Genomic DNA, 16,718 nt, shown 5'->3' with positions numbered 1-16,718 from the left:
TGTCGTTGTCGTAATCGTGGTCGGATTATTCGATTACGACAACGACAACGACAACGTACCCGGGATCTCGGTCACCACATCAGTTCTGATCGCACCCGAGCGGCGGGGGTGCCAGTCGCCCGCCCGCCGACCGGGGCAACCGGCGCGTCCGGACCCTCGTGACTCACTCGGCTGACGCGCCGAGGAAGATCGAGGCAACTTTGCCCCCCTCGAATTTGAAGATCAGTCCGCCGTAGAGCGAGCCGGCCACGAAGTCGTCCGCCCCGCTGTCGTCCTTGTTCCAGTCGCGTTGGTAAGCCGCTCTGGCCTCGGCCTCGGTGCTGCCGATCCTGATCCCCTGTTTCGTGCTCAGCGTGCTCGGTGCGGACACCGAAATCGATTCGATCGACTTGCGCCCGCCCTTCTTCGCGGACGCCATCCCGAGCACGATCCCGCAATCCTTATAAACCCAGTCCTGGTGCCAGGCCCCGTCCGCGCCCCAGAGTTCCTCGGGTCCGCGGGTCGGCTGGCAGGCGATCTTGCCCTTGAGCGCGGACTCCGGCAGGCCGTCACGCAGGTCGCCGATGTGCTCGGAGCGCAGCAGGGCAAATTCATCCCCGGCGCCCGCGACCGGGCCGCAGAGCAGGACCGCGAGGGCGCTCGCGGTAAGGAAGGTCGTCAATCGCATGGGTCGTTCCCCGCGGGTGAATGAGTAGCAAGTGCCGTGAAATTCAGGCCGGGTCCCGGTGGGAGCGGCTTCAGCCGCGACGAGACCGCGCAAGCAGCCCTGGCCTCGTCGCGGGCGCCTTACCCCTTCCCGGCGGTTCCCGACTCCGCGGGCCCTTCCTGCCGCTTGAAGGTGTGCCCGGCGCAGTCGGCGCACAGCGGAATGCGCCCGGCCTTGACGAAGTGGGTCTTGGCCCCGCAGCGGTCGCACACGAGCGTGCCCGGCCCCGTCACCTCACCCGCCTGATAGAGGGTCATCCGGCGCGCGGTCTCCGCCCACTGCGCGAGCTGCAGGCTGGTCTGGTCGGCCACCTGGGTGAACATGTCCATCATCCGCTGCTCGATCAGCTCCAGGTCGAAGCGCCACCAGTCGCGGATGTCCTGGCCGGTCTCGGCGATATAGGTCGCCGCGTCCTCCACGTCCCGGCGCAGATAGTCCGTCACCTTGTTGGCCTCCTCCCGGGTCAGTTCGCCCAGTTCCACCATATTGTCGCGTGCCTTGTCCAGCAACTCCCGGACGTGGGGCACCGTCTCCTGCGAGGCGCCCTCCAGGGTGTCGCGGGTGCGTTTGAGCAGTTCCTCATAGGCCTCCACCATCTTATCGACTGGCGTCTCGCCTGGGTGCTTGGTGTCCGGATCGGTCATCTGGGGGTCTCCGTCTGGCGGGTTAATCGGTCGCCGCGCCCCGGGGGCGCGGATCTGGCGCAAGTTTGCCTGAAGTGGTGGATTTGGCAACCGTCAAGGGGCTCGACCGCCGGGGCGCGGCGGGGCGGTCGCGATGTTGAAGAAGGGATCGGCCGCAAATGAACGCCAATGGACGCAAATCAGATCGCGTGTGGGGGTCTGCGTTTGGCGAAGGTCTCGGGCCAACCCGCCGACCCCGTGGGAGCGGCGTCCCGCCGCGATCGGCCCCTCAGACGGCGCTGCCTTCGCTATAAATCCTACGGAAATACCCGCTCAAGCTCTGTGCGGTGTCGCGCATCGGGTGCAGTCGTCGCCTGGATGGAGCGCAGGTCGCAGCCTGGATGGAGCGCAGCGCAATCCAGGTCACGCCGCCGCAAAGCCCCCGGGTCCGCCACCAGGCGCAACCGCTCGGACCATTGGCGTAGGGTGCGCCGCGCGCACCTTCGCAGGCCCCGGATGAACGAAACGGCGTGAGTCTTGGTCAACGCAGCGGTGCGCGCGGCGCACCCTACGGGTTCCGGTTCGGCTCATGGCCCGGGCATTTCCACCCGGCTGTGCTAGGCCCGCGTACCGAGCACCCCCGCGGTGATCGCCCTGACCTCTCCCGGCCCATAATCTCGAACAATCTCCAGGTGCCCCCACACCGGCCGCGGCCAGCAGGCGTCCTCCGGCCCGCGCCCGATCACATGCACATGCAACTGCGGCACCAGATTGCCGATCCAGGCCACATTGACCCTGGGGCACGCGAGCGTCCCGGTCAGGAAGTCCGAAACCCGCTTGCAGTCCGCCAGCACCGCCTCGCGCTGCCCGGTCGGCAGGTCTAGCAGGTTCGCAAGCGTGGTCTCCGGGACCAGGATGAACCAGGGCACCGCCGCGTTCCTGTGCAGCAGCAGGTGGGTGGCGGGCAGGCGGCCCAGGCGGTGGCAGTCGGTCAGGAGTTGGGGGTGGATGGGGAATTCGGTCATCTTCAGACTCCTGGATGGGCGGGCTATCGCACTGCGCGCGCTCGTGACACCGCTCCAGCGACTCTGGTGACACCGCTCCAGCGGTGTCACCCATGTGTCAGGCGCTGTGCGCCTCGGGCGCCGGTTTGAATGGGTCGATGATGATCATTCCATCGATGCGTTGGCCATGCTGAAGGTCTTCGGTGTACAGGGTGTCACACCCGGCAGTCAGCGCGGCGGCGACGATTTGGGCGTCCCAATGTGATAAACCGAACCGGTTGCGGATCGCCCAACTGCGTCGGATCAGGGCGCTGTCCATGGCCTGGCACCGCACATAACCCAACACGGCAGAAAGGTTTTCCTGGATCCAGGAGTCCTCGCGTCGGGCGCGCCGCATCACATTGTAGTATTCGGCCGCGACCTGCGGACTGATTACACCGTCCGTGAGGCCGCAGACTAGCTCCAGGGCACGCGAGTGTCTGGCATCGTCCGGCGAGTCCAGATGCGCGTATACCCAGATGTTGGTATCGACGAAGCTACCGCCTGGCATTGCGTTCTTCCCGCGAGGGTATGTCGATGTGATCGACCTGTGCGATGTTGAACCGCGGACGCGTCGGCAGTGTCTTCTGGGGCTCCTCGTCAAGCGGCCAGATAATTAACTCAATGCGCCGATGACGCAGTTCTTCCGGAATAGAAACCGAGTCAGGGGCGTCATCGACGATTCGACGGATGGGTTGCATGGTGATGCCTATTTTGTCAATTACTCAAGCGGTGTTACGGGTAGGGTCTGGTTGGGTCGGGTCAACCTTGATCATGGCGAGGGCAACGCCCCACCGCACCAGGTTCCGGTCCAGCGTGTAGATCGCAACATTGGTGTCAACGAAGAATCGGGCGGTCATAACACTCATCCCGATTGAATTTTCCGGACCAAGTGCCGGCCAGTCGTTCAAATTCCGTCCAGTCGGCGTCCGTCCCGGCGGTTTCGTCCGACCCTTCGGGTGGCTTGGTCGCGCCGGTCTCGTGTGCCAACTGGCCCTGGTCCTGTAGGTAACCTTTGAGAGCCTTTTCCGCTGCCTGATGGCAATGATAGGCGGCGGTATCGAGCAGCGGCGGGGTATCGGTATACAGGCGGCGTGCCGACCGCAGATCATGGTGCGCCTTGTGGAGCCACTGGCGGACGGTGCGTGCCCTTTCCTCATCCATGCAGGATACGCCCACGCTCCAGTGCCTGATGCTCCAGCGAGGTTGCGACCTGTGCGGCCCGGGTGACCTCGGCGCGGGTGCGCACGACGACTTCAATCGGTAGCCGCAGCCCGTGCAGACTGCGATAGACCTCCCGCGCACGTCGATAGCCGGGCTGGTCGGAGGCGCCGACAATGACCAGGAGATCGATATCGCTGTCCTCGGTCGGCTGGCCCCAAGCCTGGGATCCGAACAACAGGATCTGTTCCGGATGGACCGCCGCGACGATACGGCGCACGGCCTCGTCGAGCAATTCGGAGCCGAGGCTATTCACGCGACTCACCGTCGATGATTCCCTTGACCCGTAAGGCCTCGTGCGTCAGGCCCTGGCGCAGGGGCAGGTCCTGCTGATCGGGGAGGTCCAGGTTGGTGGCGAAGAACCAGACCGCATCGCCCCTTTCGACATAGCCGACATACCATCCGATCGACGGCTGGGCCCTGCCGGTCCAGCCGGTCTTGGCCCGAATGCTGTAGGTCGGGGTGGTCTCGACCAGCATGACACCAGACGCAGGACACCCGAAAGGCGCTGGCCAGCGTCTGATCGCGATTCCAGTCCGGGTAATCGTAGGTCTGCCCATCCCACTTGAGAAGGGTCTTCATGCGCCGCCCGGCTCGGGCTCCGGTTGCGCCGCCCGCGCCCACCGGATGGCGGCGATGCGCGCCTTGCGGATGGCTGCGGGGATGAGCGGCGGGGCGCCCGCGGCGGCGGCGATGCGCTGAACGTCGACCGCGGCGGCGGCGTCGCGCAGTCGGCGCAGGGTGGCGGCCTGGGGGTAGGGGCGCTCGGCGGAGCCGGTGCGCCCGCGAAAGTCCGCCTCGCAGGCGGTGAGCATCTGGTGGAAGCGCGCGGGGCGGCGGAAGGCGTCGCTGCGCTCCAGCAGATCCAGGATGGTGGCGTGGCGCAGTTCGTTGACGGTGTGGACCAGCCCGTGGTCGCGGGCGGTGATGCGGGCCAGGGCCCGGAAGTGGTTGGGGACGCGAAAGCGGTCGCAGACGCCTTCGAGCAGCGCGACGCTGCGCTCCTCGTGGCCGTGGTGGCGCGGCAGGATCTCCGCCGGGGTGGTGCCCTTGCCCAGGTCGTGACAGAGGGCGGCGAAGCGGACCTCCAGATCCGGAGAGAGGCGTGCGGCCATGTCCACCACCAGCATGACGTGCACACCGGTATCGATCTCCGGGTGCCACTTCTCGGGCTGGGGCACGCCCCACAGGCGGTCGAGTTCCGGCAGCAGGCGGGCCAGGGCGCCGCAGTCGCGCAGGACCTCGAAGAAGCGCGAGGGGTGCTCCTCCCCCAGGGCCTTGGCCAATTCCTGCCAGACCCGTTCCGGGACCAGCGCGTCCACCTCCCCGGCGGCGACCATGGCGCGCATCAGGTCCAGGGTTTCGGGGGCGACCGCGAAGCCCAGGTGGGCGAAGCGGGCGGCGAAGCGGGCGACCCGCAGGATGCGCACCGGGTCCTCGCTGAAGGCCGGGGAGCAGTGGCGCAGGACCCGCGCCTTCAGGTCCGCCAGTCCGCCGAAGGGGTCGCTGAGGGTGCCGTCCGGGGCCTGCGCCAGGGCGTTGATGGTGAGATCGCGCCGCCGCAGGTCCTCCTCCAGCGTCACCGCGGGGTCGGCCTGGACGACGAAGCCGCGATAACCGGGGGCGGTCTTGCGCTCGGTCCGGGCCAGGGCGTATTCGGCCTTGGTCTGGGGGTGCAGGAAGACCGGGAAGTCCCGGCCGACCTGGGTGAAGCCGCGGCGCAGCAGCGTGTCCGGGTCGGCGCCGACCACCACATAGTCCCATTCGACCGGGACCCGGCCCAGCAACGGGTCGCGCACGGCCCCGCCGACCAGGTAGACCTGCAAACCGGCGGCGGGGTCCGCAATGGGGGGGCGGGGGAGGGCGGACATCGGCGTCAGCCCCGGGGGACCTTGGCGTCGATCCGCAGCGGGACCCCGTCGTTGCCGACGTGCCCGGTCGTCGCGGGCCCGCCCAGGGTCTGCACCGGTGGCGGGGGCGGCGGCGGCGCGCCGCCGCGCAAGCCGCTGAAGTGCCGGCGCAGTGCCCCCAGCACGCGCTTGATACCGTGCCACAGCATCGGCAGCAGCCAGATCAGGAGCAGGAAGAACAGCGCCAGCGAGATGAGGAAGATGCCGGGGTGGGTCAGCGCCAGCAGGAGCCCGCCGATGACGCCCACGTCCTCGGTCACCGAGGCGATCCAGTTGGTGAATGGCTCCGGGGAGGTGTTGAGCATGATCCGGGTGCCGGCCTTGGTGGCGTGGCTGGCCGCCGCCACGCCGCCGCCCAGGAGGCCGACCAGCGTATCCCCCAGGGGTCCCACGTCGCCCACTGCACCCATGGCCATCAGGGCGCCGGCGGGGATGCGGATGAAGGTGTGCAGGCCGTCCCAGATGCTGTCGAACCCGGGGACCTTGTCGGCGAAGAACTCGACGACGAACATGGCGCCGGCCGCGAGCATCACCCTGGGATCAGCCAGGATATCCAGGCCCGGGGGCAGGTCCACGGAGCCGGTGGCGCCCGCCAGGCCGAGCACCAGCATGGCGGCGTAGAGATTGATGCCGCTCGCCCAACTGGCACCGAGGGTCAGGGCAAGGGTCTGGGTCAGGGTATCCATGGCGACCTCGTGCGGATGGCGATAGGGGTAGGGATCGTTGTTTGATTATAGGCCCGGCCGCCGACTGCGCACCGCTGCTTCTTGTCGGCGCGTCGCCGTCGGCCGCCGGGGTTGCGCCCCGGGGTATAGCCCACGGCACCGGGGCGTTAGAATGCAGCCCCTTCCAACCCTTTCAAGCGGCCCCGTCATGCGCTACCTCGTCTACCTGCTCCTGTTTGTCCTGCTCCTCTTCGGCATCTGGCCTTACTACTACATTTTCAGGCTGGACGGCGCCCTGAGCAAGGAGGACACCACCGAACTCGCCACCCTGGTGGACCTGCCCGCGATCCGCGCCCACTTCAAGGCGCGCGTCACGGCCGGTGCCGACCAGTTGCTGCCGGCCGCCGACCCCAAGAGTACCATGGGCTGGATTCGCCAGAACCTGGAGCGGCTGGGCGACTCGGCCCTCGATCAGGCGATCACCCTGCCCTGGGTGCGCGAGACCCTGCGCCAGGCGGTCTCCGAGGCGACCCACCAGAGCCCGCCCTTCCTGCTGAGCGGCATCGACTTCGCCTTCTTCGAGTCCTACAACCGCTTCCTGATCCGCATCGGCGACCTGGGGCGCAATCCGACCCATGTGCGGCTTACGCTGGAAGGGACTGAGTGGAAGATCACGGACATCATCCGCTAACGGGGTCTTTGTAACGAGTCAACAACAAGTTAAACGCAAACGCAGTCGTTGTCGTTGTCGTTGTCGTGATTGGAGAAACGATGCAATTCGGGGTGCGGGAGAATCCGTGGCGCCACGATAATCTCGACAACGACAACGACAACGACAACGACAACGACAACGACGCGAAAATCGATTTGTTTAACTTATTGGTGACCGTCCCTTAGCATTCCCTCCCTACAGATGAACGCGGCGATCTCCGCGACCCCCAGGCCCTCACGCAGGTTGCTGAAGACGAAGGGCCGCTCGCCGCGCATCCGCCGGGCGTCGCGCTCCATGACTGCCAGTGAGGCGCCGACATGGGGGGCCAGGTCGATCTTGTTGATCACCAGGAGATCCGAGCGGGTGATGCCGGGCCCGCCCTTGCGCGGGATCTTCTCGCCCCCGGCCACGTCGATGACATAGAGCGTCAGGTCCGCCAGTTCCGGGCTGAAGGTCGCGGCCAGGTTGTCCCCGCCGCTCTCGATGAAGATCAGGTCGAGCCCCGGCAGGCGTGCCTGCAGGTCCTCCACCGCCGCCAGGTTCATGCTGGCGTCTTCGCGGATGGCGGTGTGGGGGCAGCCGCCGGTCTCCACCCCGATGATCCGCTCCGCGGGCAGGGCCTGGGAGCGGATCAGGAACTCGGCGTCCTCCCGGGTGTAGATGTCATTGGTCACCACCGCGATCTGGTAGCGGTCGCGCAGGCGCTTGCACAGCGCGTCCAGCAGCGCCGTCTTGCCGGACCCCACGGGGCCGCCGACGCCGACGCGCAGGGGGGATGAATCAGTCATTGCGGCCTCCTCTGGTCTAATATAATGCGAAATAGCTCGGCCGGCCTTCGGATTACGATCTTCGGCCGCGGCCGTGGTGGTTGGTATCGCGCTTGCGCCGAGCACTGTCGTTCGCTGATGTCACGCCCTTTCAGGGCTTAGTGTCTCTTCGACACATCACCCAGGGCAACGCCCTGGGTGGTGTGCATCAGAAGCGCCAGCCCTGAAGGGGCGTGACATAAGGCGGCGCGTCTATGCCGACAGCGCTGGTCGTCGGCTGCCGACTGTTGTCTTACTAATAGATGCCGACCTCGATCGGCGACTCCAGGTGGAGCCCGCGCAGGCGCTGTGCATGGTCGGCGAGCGCCTGGGCGCGCTCTTCCTCGCTCAGGTGGGCCGGGCTGTAGCAGACTTGGGGGGCCAGGACCTCGAAGCCGACGAAGCGCAGGATGCCGCGGTTGATCGGTCGCAGGACTCCGGCCATGTCGCCATTGAAAGCGCCGGGCTCATAGGCCTCCCGCGGGCCGCCGGTGGTGAGTGAGAGCAGGGCCCGCTTGCCCTGGAAGACGCCGTTCTCATAGAAGTGCCCGCCGCCGTAGGTGCGGCCCATGGCGAACACCCGGTCGACCCAGCCCTTCATCACGGCCGGCAGCCCGAACCACCAAAGCGGAAATTGGAGGATCAAGAGGTCGCACCACTCCAGGTTCTTCAATTCGGTCTCGATCGCGGGTGCGAAGCCGTCGTGCTCGCCCGCGTAGAGCTCTTCGAGCTGCTGCTTGAAGAAGCCCGGGTCCTTGACCGTGGTGAAGTTGTGGCGGCCCGACACCGGGTCAAAGCCCATGGCGTGCAGGTCCGAGACGCGGACCTGGTGCCCCGCCTGGGTCAGGGTCTCGCGGGTGGCCGCGAGCAGGGCGCCGTTGAAGCTGCGGGGTTCCGGGTGCCAGTAGACGATGAAGCAGTTCATGGGGCTTGGTCTCCAGTGGTGGGGTTGCGGATCGGGGTTCAGGATCGAAAGAGTCGCGTGTATTGGGTCTCATGGGCCCCGCCGGCGATGGCGAGCGCGGCACAGGAGGCGCCGATCTCGTCGTCCGGCAGGGCCAGTGCCGTCTCCAGCGCGGGCGGGATCAGGGCCGCGAGCCGGGCCAGGACCTGCTGGCCCTGGGTCTGACCCAGGGGGACGCACTTGACCCCCGCCAGCACCAGGTTCTCGGCCCAGGACCAGGCGTAGCCCGCCGCCGCCTGCCGCGGCGCTATGCCCCAGGCCGCCGCGGCGAAGGCCAGACCGGCCAACTGGGCGCGGGCCAGCACCGGGCGCCAGTCACGCGCCCCGGCGAGGTCCCAGGCGATCAGCAGATCCGCCAGGGCGCGACCGCGGTTGGCCTCCTCCAGGCGCAGTTCCGCCGTCTCCCGGGCGGCGAGCAATTGGTCGATCCAGCCCGCGCAGGCCGGCGCGTCGCGCGCCGCCGCCGCCGCCTGCAGGCGCGTCAAGAGCGGCAGGTCCACCCGCGTGAGTCCCTGGCCGAGTTGATCGGCGACCCAGGCCTCCAGGTCCGCCGCCGTGCGCACCCAGCCCGCCTCCACTGCCCACTCCAGCCCCTGGGAGTAGGTGAAGCCGCCGACCGGCAGTGTCGGGCTTACCAGTTGCAGGAGGCGCAGCAGGGGCAAGTCCACGTCAGGACTCGGCCGCGTGTAAATAACCATAGAAAAATCATCCACAGATGAACACAGATTCACACAGATTGTTCATTTGTTTACGATTGGTCGGGGGCTCACCTTGCCGGTGACTGTGACGATAGCGATAAGCGAATGATAATGAGAAGACAATCTGTGTTCATCTGTGTTCATCTGTGTTCATCTGTGGATCTCTAGGATGACCGTGTCCGTGACCCCCATAGGCCCCCGCCTCCGGCTCAAAGGGTCCGGTCTCCGCGAGCACCGCCAGCCCCAGCCCCCGCACCAGGTCATCGAGCACCGGGTCGTGCAGATACGAAAGCCGCTGGGGCTCGATCTGCACTGCCACATGCCGATTGCCCAGGTGGTAGCAGGCCCGTGCCAGTCCCACTGCGTCCGCCACCGTCACCCGCGACAGCCGCTCGGGCGCGGCGCGCACCAGCACCGCCAGCCCCTCCTCGGTCAGCAGCCCGTCACCGTCGCGCAGGGTCGTCCCCCGCGGCAGCCGGATGCCGGCCTCACGCCCGTCGTCCAGGACGACCTTGAGGCGGCTGCGCAGGCGCTGGTCCAGGGTCAGGGTGACACGCAAGTCCGTCGGCGGTGGGGTGCTGGTCTTGCGAGTGAGTTCGATCATGGCATCAACCGGCTCCGAATCGCCGCCACAAAGTCCAGCTCGAAGCGGATGCGCGCGGACGGGTCCCGGTCCAGGACGAGGATACCGTCGCGCAATACCCGGTGCACCAGGTCCACCGGGGCCCGATTGAGCACCACCAGGTCCACCGGCCGCCCGGTCGCGGCGCTCAGGTCATCGGCGAGGTCCAGATGCAGCCCGGCCAGGGTCGACGGCGGGTCGGCCGCGCACAGGACGGCGAGGTCGAGGTCGCTCCCGGTGCGCGCCTCGCCCCGGGCGATGCTGCCGAAGAGATAGGCGCAGACCAGCCCGTCGTCCGCGCACCCGAGTGCCTGACGCAGGGGCCCCAGCAGGGCGCCGCCTGCTGCTTCCAGGGTCATCGGTCGTCCTGCCCCCCCGTCATGCGCTCGATCAGGCCCGTGGTCGAGACCCCATCAAGGAAATCCAGCACCACCACCCGCCCGCCGTTGGCCGTGACACAGGGGCCGCCGGCGATGTCCGCGGGGGCATAGTCGCCGCCCTTGACGATGATATCCGGCAGCAGCCGGCAATAGAGCCGCTCCGGTGTCGCCTCATCGAAGGGGACCACCCAATCGACGCTCCTCAAGGCCGCCAGCACGCGCATGCGGTGTTCCAGGCGGTTCACCGGCCGCCCGGGGCCCTTCAGCGCGGCGACCGAGGCGTCCGCATTGACCGCCACGATCAGGCGGTCACCGAGGGCGCGGGCCTGCTCCAGATAGCCGACATGCCCCGCGTGCAGCAGGTCGAAGCAGCCGTTGGTCATGACCAAGGTCTCACCGCGGGCGCGCGCCTGGCGCATCCGCGTCTCCAGTTCGTCTTCGCTGACCAGGCCGAAGCCGCCGGCCGCCGGTTCATGCAGCGCCCGGCCGAGTTCCGCCACCGTGACGGCGGCGGTGCCGAGCTTGCCGACCACGATCCCGGCCGCCGCGTTGGCCAGCCGCACCGCCTCCGGCGGCTCTGCCCCCGCGGCCAGGGCCAGCGCGAGCGTCGCCACCACGGTGTCACCGGCGCCGGTCACGTCGTAGACCTCTTGGGCGCGGGTCGGCAGGTGCAGCGGCGGCTGTCCGGTCCACAGCAGGGTCATCCCCTGCTCACCGCGGGTGATGAGCAGCCCCTGCCAGCCCAGGTCCAGGCGCATCCGCTCGCCCCGTTCCACCAGTTCATCATCACTCGCGCAAAGCCCGGCCACGGCCTCGAACTCGGCGCGGTTGGGTGTGAGGAGGGTGGCGCCCTGATAGCGGGAAAAGTCGGTGCCCTTGGGGTCCACGATCACGCACTTGCCGAGCGCCCGGGCAGCGTCGATGAGTGGGCGCGGTGACGCCAGGGTGCCCTTGCCGTAATCCGACAGGACCACGACCGCGGCCCGCGGGGCCAGCCGTGCGTAGTCGGCCCGCAGTTCGTCCGGGTCCAGCCCGGACAGGCCCCCTTCAAAATCCGCGCGCAGCAATTGCTGGTGCCGGGAGAGGATGCGCAGCTTGGTCGAGGTGCAGGCGCTCCGATGGCGCTGGAGGTGACAGTCGATGCCGCGCCCGCGCAGCAGGGCCTCCAAGGCCGTGCCCGCCTCGTCCCGCCCCACGACCCCCAGCAGATCGACCTGGCCGCCCAGTGTCTTGATATTGAGCGCGACATTGGCCGCCCCGCCCGGCCGCTCCTCGACCGCCGTCACATGCACCACCGGCACCGGGGCCTCGGGGGAGATGCGGGTGGCCGCCCCCGTCCAGTAACGGTCGAGCATGACATCCCCGATCACGAGCACCCGGGCCTGGTGGAAGGGGGGAATGGTGGACCTCATGGGCGCGCCCTGGTCGTCGGTCGGATGGGTCCCGGGGGCGTGGCCGCCGCGCTCAGGCATTGTTGCCCATGCTACGCACTCGACCGGCGGTGCTCAAGGCGGTGCGCGGGTCCGGCTGGGCACCGCGCAACGGTGCTGGTGACACCGCTCCAGCGGTGTCACCCCTGTGTTGGCCGCTGCGCGGCCCGAACTGACCCGCCGCCCTGGTCTTGCGCCAGTGGGTAGGTCGGGTTAGCGCAGCGTAACCCGACGCCCGCGGTGCCTTCGACGCCGCGGGCAAGGTGCGCACGGCGCACCCTACCAGGGTCTTAAGGACTTCCGCGGTGCGGCACTCGGGTCCGGCCCGTCCGCCGGGTGCCGGGCGGCCGACCGGCGACGGCGCCCGCCGCCCAGCGCGGCCAGCCCCAGGCCGAGCAAGGTCCAGGTCCCCGCTTCGGGGGTACTGGTCACCACGGCATCGGCCTGCACCCTGGCACTGTCGATCGGGTCCAGGCCGCCGCCGGAGGGATTAGCGTCGTAGATGTCATAGTCCAGGCTGATGACACCGGTGGCCTGATCGCCAAAGGGGACAGTGGGGTCGATGGCGAAGCTCCCCGCCCCGGTGCCGTCGAGCAGACTGAAGAGGACGGTCAGGACGGTCGGGTTTTGCGCGGTGCCCGGCGCCACCGGGTCGCTATTTCCACTGTAGTCGTCATAGGTCCCCCAGGACGGTCCCTTGTCCAGGTCGAAAACGGACCCGTTGGCCCACAGCCAGTAGGCGGTATCGTTACTCAGGGTGAAGCCCCAGCCGACGGTGTCGCCGGGGTCGCCGGCGACCTCCCCGGAGGTAGGAAGCAGCGTGAAAATCACGCCCGCCGGGGCGGTGACGGGCAGCGCCAGGGCCCCGGCCAGGAGCAGCGTGGGTGCGATTGAACGACGCATGAACATGATGTGACATTCCTGGCTGGTTAGCGGAATTGATTGCCGTAGGTCTTGGTCGGCGCGCTGCCCGCACCCGCGAAGGTGTAGGTGAAACTCGCCTTGAACTTGGTCGAGGGCGGGCAGGCGCTGAAGTCGATGTGTACTTGCGCGGCGGCCGTCCCGCCGTTGGCGGCGATGGTGCCCAGGTTGACGGGAAGCTCGGTCAGACGCCGGACCGTGCAGGCCGGGGACGGGGTCAGCACCACGCCGGTGATCTGGACCGTGCCGGCCGCCACCCCGCTGTTGTTGGTCAGCGTAAAGGACCAGGTGCGGTCCGTCGGCTCGGCGCCGCTACGCCCGATGCCCGCCCCCGGGGTCAGCACCGCGCCGGCCGCCGGCACCGTCGTGTTGGCCGTCAGGCTCAGCGGGCCGTTCACCGTCACGGTCACCGGGTTGGCGCTGCTGGTGGCACCGCCGCTCCAGGCGGAGAAGGCGTTCGGGGCCGTGGCAAACGCCTGCACGGCCACCGCGGTCCCGGGCGCGAACCAGTTGCCCGGCCGCGACTGGCCGTTCAGCGACCAGGAGACCGAGGCCGTGCCGACCGGGCTCGCCGCCGTGGTGACCTGGTACTGGGCGCCGTAGTTGGCCGTATAGGTCGCGGCGCTCGCCGGGGCGATGACGGTATGGCTCAAGGCCCCGCCGTCGGACCAGGCCGAGAAGGCGTAGCGGCTCCCCGCCGACTCCCCCTGCACCGCGCTCACGGCGATGGTATGGCTGCTCCCCGGCGTCCAGGCGCCGGTGTAGGGCGCGACCTGGGTACTGCCGTCCACGCTGACGCTTAAGCCCGCGACATTGGTGCCGACCGTGACCGGCACCTGCACCACCTGGGTCAGGACCGGCGAGGTCGCGCCCTGGTAGTTGGCGTCGCCCGCGTAGACCGCGCTGAGGCTATGACTGCCGGCGGTGAGCGCGCTGGTGCTCAGGGTGGCGGTCCCGCCGCTGAGGGGACCGGTGCCGAGGGTCGTGCCGCCGTCCATGAAGGTGACGGTGCCGGTGCCGCCGGCCGGGGTGACCGTGGCGGTCAGCAGCACGGGTTGCCCGAGGGTCGCGGGATTGGGTGCGGCGTTCAGGGCCGCGCTGGTCGCCGCCCGGGTGACGGTCACGCTGACGGTGCCGGCGGCGCTGTTGTAGTGCGCGGTGTCGGTGGGCGTGAAGGTGACGCCCTGGCTGGCCGTGCCGACGGGCGGGGCGGTGCTAGGCGTGGTGAAGGCAAAGCCGCCCGCCGGGGTGGCGGTGCCGCCGCTGAGGGCCGACGCGGCCAGGGTCTGGCCGTAGTGGATGTTGCCGGCGGTCGGCCAGGCGCTCACGCTCGGGGTGGCCTTGGCGACCTCGAAGCCCTGCGTCACCCGGGTGGCGGCGTTGAAGTTGGCGTTGCCGCCCTGGTCGGCCGCGATGGTGCAGGGGCCGACGCCGCCGAAGGTCAGGACCCCGCCGCTGGTGATGGTGCAGACCGTGGGGGTGGTCGAGGTGAAGGTTACCGCCAGCGTGGAGGTCGCGGTGGCGGTCAGGGTCGGGCTGGTGCCGTAGGTCTTGGTGCCGGGGTTGGCGAAGGTGATGGTCTGGCCGGCCTTGTTGATGGTCAGCGAATAGGCGGCGGAGGTGGAGCCGCTAAAGCCGGTGGCGCCGTCATAGACCGCGGTGATGCTGTGGCCGCCCACCGTCAGTGCGCTGGTGACGTAGGTGGCGATGCCGCCCGCGAGGGTGCCGGTGCCGAGCGTGGTGGTGCCGTCCTTGAAGGTGACGCTGCCGGTGGCGGTGGTCGGGGACAGGGTGGCGGTGAGGGTGACGGCGGCACCGAACGTGGCGGGGTTGGGGGTGGCCGCGACCGTGGTGGTGGTGGTGGCGGACAGGGTGGTGAACTTCATCACCGTCGCCTTGGAGGAGTTGGCCCCGTCCTGATACGCCACGTAGGGGGTCCCGTTCGGGGCAAAGGCCAGGGAGATGTAAGCAGCAGACCCGGCGGAAAACCCCGCGCTCCCCACCATGATCCAGTTGCTGCCCACGAGCTTCATCACCTCCGCCTTTTGGGTGACTGCGTACTGATACGCCAGGTAGGGGGTTCCGTCCGCGGCAAAGGCCAGGGAGTTGTATTGAACATACCCGGTGGTAAACTCGGCGTTGCCAGCAGTGATCCAGGAGGCCCCGCTGTACTTCACCACCGTCGCCTTGGCGGAGTCATTGGCTCTATCTGTATATGCCAGATAGGGGGTCCCGTCCGGGGAAAAGGCGAAGGAGCTGTTGTAACCCGCCGCGGCGGCGCCCACGGAGACCCAAGCGGACCCGCTGTATTTCATTACCTTAGACCAGTCAGTGGTTCCGTCACTATATGCAAATGCCAGATAGGGGGTCCCGTCCGGCGCAAAGGCCAGGGAGGTCTGTAGAGCAAAACCGGCGGAGAACCCGAGACTCCCCACCTTGACCCAGTCGGTGCCGTCGTACTTCCTGACCGACGTCTTGTAGAAGTAGACCCCGTCCCCATACCCCACATAGGGGGTCCCGTCCGGGGCGATGGCCAGGGAGGTGTAGTAAGCCGACCCGGCGGAGAACCCGGCGCTCCCGGCCGTGCCCCAGGTCGCGCCCACCGCCGTCGCCGCCGCGGTGGTGGTGACGTTGACCCTGACCGGGGTGGCTTGCAGGTTGACCCCGTCATCGGCGGTGAAGCACGCGGTGTAGGCGGTGCTTTGCACCAGGTTGCGGACGGTGTAGGCCCCCGCCACATTGGCGGTGAGTTTGAGCGAGCCGCGCCGAAACGCCGCGGAACCGGTGCTGGTCTGCCCCGCCTTGACCTGGGTGCCGGTGCCGCAGGCGGTGCCGCTGCCCGTGAGCAGGGTGAGATAACCGGTGCCGGTCTGGCTGGACTGGAGGCTCAGCGTGACCTGATTGGCCCCCAGGTTGCTGGTGCCGACGATGGTCACGGTCGGGGTGGCCGCGCTCGTATAGAGACCGTCCGGGGTGCCGTCCGTGCCGCCGGCGCCACCCGCGGCGCCCCCGCTGCCGGGACCGGTGGCGGTGCCGCCCGCCTCGCCCGCTGCTGCCGCAGCCGCCGCCACGGCCCCCAGGGGTTCCACCGGGTCCAGGGCATTCGCCCCCTGCGCATCCGCCAGGGCGCCGCTGAGGCTCAGGCGGCCGTAGCCGTACTTGGCCGCGTCGTCCGGGTCCGCCGGGTCGCCGACCGGGGCGGCCCCGCGGGCCAGTCGCCCAATCAGCACGCCGTTGGTCAGGGTCGGGTCGAACGCCTTCAGCAGCGCCGCCGCGCCGGCCGTCAGGGCCGCGGCCGGCGAGGTGCCGCTGATGGCGGTGTAGCCGTCCGGTCCCTCGGTGGTGGCGAGCGCGACCCCGGGGGCGGCCAGGAAGACCTCCGGGCCGCGGTTGCTGAAATCGGCGAGTGCGTCGTCCGCGTCGGTGGCGGAGACGCCGATCACCCCGCGGCTGGCGGCCGGCCAGGTGGGGGTGGCGAGCCCGTCGTTGCCGTCGAGGAACGAGGTGCCGGGGATGAGCCGACCGGCCAGATCCGGGTGGGTCCCATCGACACCGGTGTCGAGCAGGGCCAGGGTGGCGCTCCCGGTGGGGGTCTGGGTACTGTAGAGCGCGGGTCAGCCGATGCGCTCCAGCGCCCACTGGGTGCCGATCTGCGGGTCGTTGGGCAGCCACTCGGCGCGGCGGGTCTTGACCGCCTCGACACTCTCCACCTGGGGATCGGCGCCGAACGCCTGCAGGGCCCGGGACAGGTCGGCGGCCGGGACCTCCACGACATGGATGCGCAGCGGGGCGACCGCGGACTGCTCGGCCGCGCCGTGGCGGGCGATGACCGACGCCTGCGCGGCGGGGCTGAGCCCGTCCACCAGTTTCACCGACAGGGCCGCGGTGTCGGTCCCGCCGCGGGCGAGCGAGATCAGGCCGACGGCGAGCAGCAGGAGTGCCGCGAGGGCGGTCAGGTGTCTACCGATGCGGGTGCCGGGGGGGGGGGGGGGCGTGTGGATGATTTTTGCCAATGTT

The 16,718-nt window shown here is 68.9% G+C and carries 20 protein-coding genes and 1 pseudogene; 2 read left to right on the top strand and 19 right to left on the bottom strand.

Annotated elements, in window-relative coordinates; genetic code table 11:
• Positions 1-163: 163 nt before the first annotated feature.
• The 10 genes and pseudogenes from QZY48_RS27335 to QZY48_RS27290 form a co-directional block, all read right to left on the bottom strand.
• Entirely contained in the window at positions 164-667 is a 504-nt protein-coding gene (locus QZY48_RS27335) for a hypothetical protein (protein ID WP_295436744.1), read from the bottom strand.
• Positions 668-786: 119 nt separating this feature from the next.
• A complete protein-coding gene (locus QZY48_RS27330) occupies positions 787-1,350 on the bottom strand; it encodes a zinc ribbon-containing protein (RefSeq protein ID WP_295436743.1) in 564 nt (187 codons plus the stop codon).
• A 596-nt stretch (positions 1,351-1,946) separates the two neighbouring features.
• A complete protein-coding gene (locus QZY48_RS27325) occupies positions 1,947-2,354 on the bottom strand; it encodes an HIT domain-containing protein (protein ID WP_295436741.1) in 408 nt (135 codons plus the stop codon).
• 97 nt (positions 2,355-2,451) lie between these two features.
• Complete coding sequence (locus QZY48_RS27320) at positions 2,452-2,883, bottom strand: PIN domain-containing protein (RefSeq protein WP_295436739.1); 432 nt, start codon at positions 2,881-2,883, stop codon at positions 2,452-2,454.
• Positions 2,870-3,073: a hypothetical protein gene (locus tag QZY48_RS27315; protein WP_295436738.1), complete on the bottom strand. Its 204-nt coding sequence runs from the start codon at positions 3,071-3,073 to the stop codon at positions 2,870-2,872. The genes QZY48_RS27320 and QZY48_RS27315 overlap by 14 nt, the downstream gene beginning before the upstream one ends.
• Positions 3,074-3,209: 136 nt before the next feature.
• Positions 3,210-3,536: a HEPN domain-containing protein gene (locus QZY48_RS27310; protein ID WP_295436736.1), complete on the bottom strand. Its 327-nt coding sequence runs from the start codon at positions 3,534-3,536 to the stop codon at positions 3,210-3,212.
• Positions 3,529-3,849: a nucleotidyltransferase domain-containing protein gene (locus QZY48_RS27305; RefSeq protein ID WP_295436735.1), complete on the bottom strand. Its 321-nt coding sequence runs from the start codon at positions 3,847-3,849 to the stop codon at positions 3,529-3,531. The genes QZY48_RS27310 and QZY48_RS27305 overlap by 8 nt, the downstream gene beginning before the upstream one ends.
• A pseudogene (locus QZY48_RS27300) lies at positions 3,842-4,157 on the bottom strand (penicillin-binding transpeptidase domain-containing protein); the annotation flags it as partial. The gene QZY48_RS27305 and the pseudogene QZY48_RS27300, both read right to left, overlap by 8 nt.
• Before the next feature lie 14 nt (positions 4,158-4,171).
• Entirely contained in the window at positions 4,172-5,464 is a 1,293-nt protein-coding gene (locus tag QZY48_RS27295) for a multifunctional CCA addition/repair protein (RefSeq protein ID WP_295436731.1), read from the bottom strand.
• Positions 5,465-5,469: 5 nt separating this feature from the next.
• Positions 5,470-6,189, bottom strand: a complete 720-nt coding sequence (locus QZY48_RS27290; RefSeq protein WP_295436730.1) for a DUF4126 domain-containing protein — start codon at positions 6,187-6,189, stop codon at positions 5,470-5,472.
• A 187-nt stretch (positions 6,190-6,376) separates the two neighbouring features.
• Between QZY48_RS27290 and QZY48_RS27285 the strand changes: the two genes are divergently transcribed.
• Together QZY48_RS27285 and QZY48_RS27280 are read left to right on the top strand one after the other, a co-directional pair.
• Positions 6,377-6,859, top strand: coding sequence for a DUF2939 domain-containing protein (locus QZY48_RS27285; RefSeq protein ID WP_295436729.1), 483 nt, complete (start codon positions 6,377-6,379; stop codon positions 6,857-6,859).
• 69 nt (positions 6,860-6,928) lie between these two features.
• Positions 6,929-7,054 carry a hypothetical protein gene (locus tag QZY48_RS27280; RefSeq protein WP_295436727.1) on the top strand — a complete coding sequence of 42 codons (126 nt, stop codon included), beginning with the start codon at positions 6,929-6,931 and terminating at the stop codon, positions 7,052-7,054.
• Here QZY48_RS27280 and ureG read toward each other — a convergent pair.
• From ureG to QZY48_RS27235, 9 genes are all read right to left on the bottom strand, one after another.
• Positions 7,045-7,668 carry an urease accessory protein UreG gene (gene ureG / locus QZY48_RS27275; protein WP_295436725.1) on the bottom strand — a complete coding sequence of 208 codons (624 nt, stop codon included), beginning with the start codon at positions 7,666-7,668 and terminating at the stop codon, positions 7,045-7,047. The two genes, QZY48_RS27280 and ureG, sit on opposite strands and share 10 nt — an antisense overlap.
• Positions 7,669-7,942: 274 nt before the next feature.
• The gene (locus QZY48_RS27270) at positions 7,943-8,611 is read right to left on the bottom strand and encodes an NAD(P)H-dependent oxidoreductase (RefSeq protein ID WP_295436723.1); all 669 of its coding nucleotides are present in this window, start codon (positions 8,609-8,611) and stop codon (positions 7,943-7,945) included.
• 38 nt (positions 8,612-8,649) lie between these two features.
• Complete coding sequence (locus QZY48_RS27265) at positions 8,650-9,318, bottom strand: urease accessory UreF family protein (protein WP_295436721.1); 669 nt, start codon at positions 9,316-9,318, stop codon at positions 8,650-8,652.
• A 160-nt stretch (positions 9,319-9,478) separates the two neighbouring features.
• Positions 9,479-9,952: an urease accessory protein UreE gene (ureE, locus tag QZY48_RS27260; protein ID WP_295436720.1), complete on the bottom strand. Its 474-nt coding sequence runs from the start codon at positions 9,950-9,952 to the stop codon at positions 9,479-9,481.
• Positions 9,949-10,329, bottom strand: a complete 381-nt coding sequence (locus QZY48_RS27255; RefSeq protein WP_295436719.1) for a nucleotidyltransferase domain-containing protein — start codon at positions 10,327-10,329, stop codon at positions 9,949-9,951. Before QZY48_RS27255 ends, ureE begins: the two co-directional genes overlap by 4 nt.
• Positions 10,326-11,762, bottom strand: a complete 1,437-nt coding sequence (gene hldE, locus QZY48_RS27250) for a bifunctional D-glycero-beta-D-manno-heptose-7-phosphate kinase/D-glycero-beta-D-manno-heptose 1-phosphate adenylyltransferase HldE (RefSeq protein ID WP_295436747.1) — start codon at positions 11,760-11,762, stop codon at positions 10,326-10,328. The genes QZY48_RS27255 and hldE overlap by 4 nt, the downstream gene beginning before the upstream one ends.
• 297 nt (positions 11,763-12,059) lie before the next feature.
• The gene (locus QZY48_RS27245) at positions 12,060-12,683 is read right to left on the bottom strand and encodes a PEP-CTERM sorting domain-containing protein (protein ID WP_295436717.1); all 624 of its coding nucleotides are present in this window, start codon (positions 12,681-12,683) and stop codon (positions 12,060-12,062) included.
• A 26-nt stretch (positions 12,684-12,709) separates the two neighbouring features.
• The gene (locus tag QZY48_RS27240) at positions 12,710-16,216 is read right to left on the bottom strand and encodes an Ig-like domain repeat protein (protein WP_295436745.1); all 3,507 of its coding nucleotides are present in this window, start codon (positions 16,214-16,216) and stop codon (positions 12,710-12,712) included.
• 99 nt (positions 16,217-16,315) lie between these two features.
• Positions 16,316-16,718: hypothetical protein (locus QZY48_RS27235; RefSeq protein ID WP_295436716.1), on the bottom strand; the 403-nt coding region annotated here is incomplete at its 5' end.

The organism is uncultured Thiodictyon sp., from assembly GCF_903828115.1.
GTDB lineage: Bacteria > Pseudomonadota > Gammaproteobacteria > Chromatiales > Chromatiaceae > Thiodictyon.
The sequence above is the reverse complement of the archived record's forward strand: the minus strand, read 5'-3'. Positions and strand labels throughout refer to the sequence as shown.

Bases quoted from the DNA above. Each gene is read 5' to 3' on its own strand.
- QZY48_RS27335 (WP_295436744.1), bottom strand. From the start codon at position 667: ATGCGATTGACGACCTTCCTTACCGCGAGCGCCCTCGCGGTCCTGCTC.
- QZY48_RS27330 (WP_295436743.1), bottom strand. From the start codon at position 1,350: ATGACCGATCCGGACACCAAGCACCCAGGCGAGACGCCAGTCGATAAG.
- QZY48_RS27325 (WP_295436741.1), bottom strand. From the start codon at position 2,354: ATGACCGAATTCCCCATCCACCCCCAACTCCTGACCGACTGCCACCGC.
- QZY48_RS27320 (WP_295436739.1), bottom strand. From the start codon at position 2,883: ATGCCAGGCGGTAGCTTCGTCGATACCAACATCTGGGTATACGCGCAT.
- QZY48_RS27315 (WP_295436738.1), bottom strand. From the start codon at position 3,073: ATGCAACCCATCCGTCGAATCGTCGATGACGCCCCTGACTCGGTTTCT.
- QZY48_RS27310 (WP_295436736.1), bottom strand. From the start codon at position 3,536: ATGGATGAGGAAAGGGCACGCACCGTCCGCCAGTGGCTCCACAAGGCG.
- QZY48_RS27295 (WP_295436731.1), bottom strand. From the start codon at position 5,464: ATGTCCGCCCTCCCCCGCCCCCCCATTGCGGACCCCGCCGCCGGTTTG.
- QZY48_RS27290 (WP_295436730.1), bottom strand. From the start codon at position 6,189: ATGGATACCCTGACCCAGACCCTTGCCCTGACCCTCGGTGCCAGTTGG.
- QZY48_RS27285 (WP_295436729.1), top strand. From the start codon at position 6,377: ATGCGCTACCTCGTCTACCTGCTCCTGTTTGTCCTGCTCCTCTTCGGC.
- ureG (WP_295436725.1), bottom strand. From the start codon at position 7,668: ATGACTGATTCATCCCCCCTGCGCGTCGGCGTCGGCGGCCCCGTGGGG.
- QZY48_RS27270 (WP_295436723.1), bottom strand. From the start codon at position 8,611: ATGAACTGCTTCATCGTCTACTGGCACCCGGAACCCCGCAGCTTCAAC.
- ureE (WP_295436720.1), bottom strand. From the start codon at position 9,952: ATGATCGAACTCACTCGCAAGACCAGCACCCCACCGCCGACGGACTTG.
- QZY48_RS27255 (WP_295436719.1), bottom strand. From the start codon at position 10,329: ATGACCCTGGAAGCAGCAGGCGGCGCCCTGCTGGGGCCCCTGCGTCAG.
- hldE (WP_295436747.1), bottom strand. From the start codon at position 11,762: ATGAGGTCCACCATTCCCCCCTTCCACCAGGCCCGGGTGCTCGTGATC.
- QZY48_RS27245 (WP_295436717.1), bottom strand. From the start codon at position 12,683: ATGCGTCGTTCAATCGCACCCACGCTGCTCCTGGCCGGGGCCCTGGCG.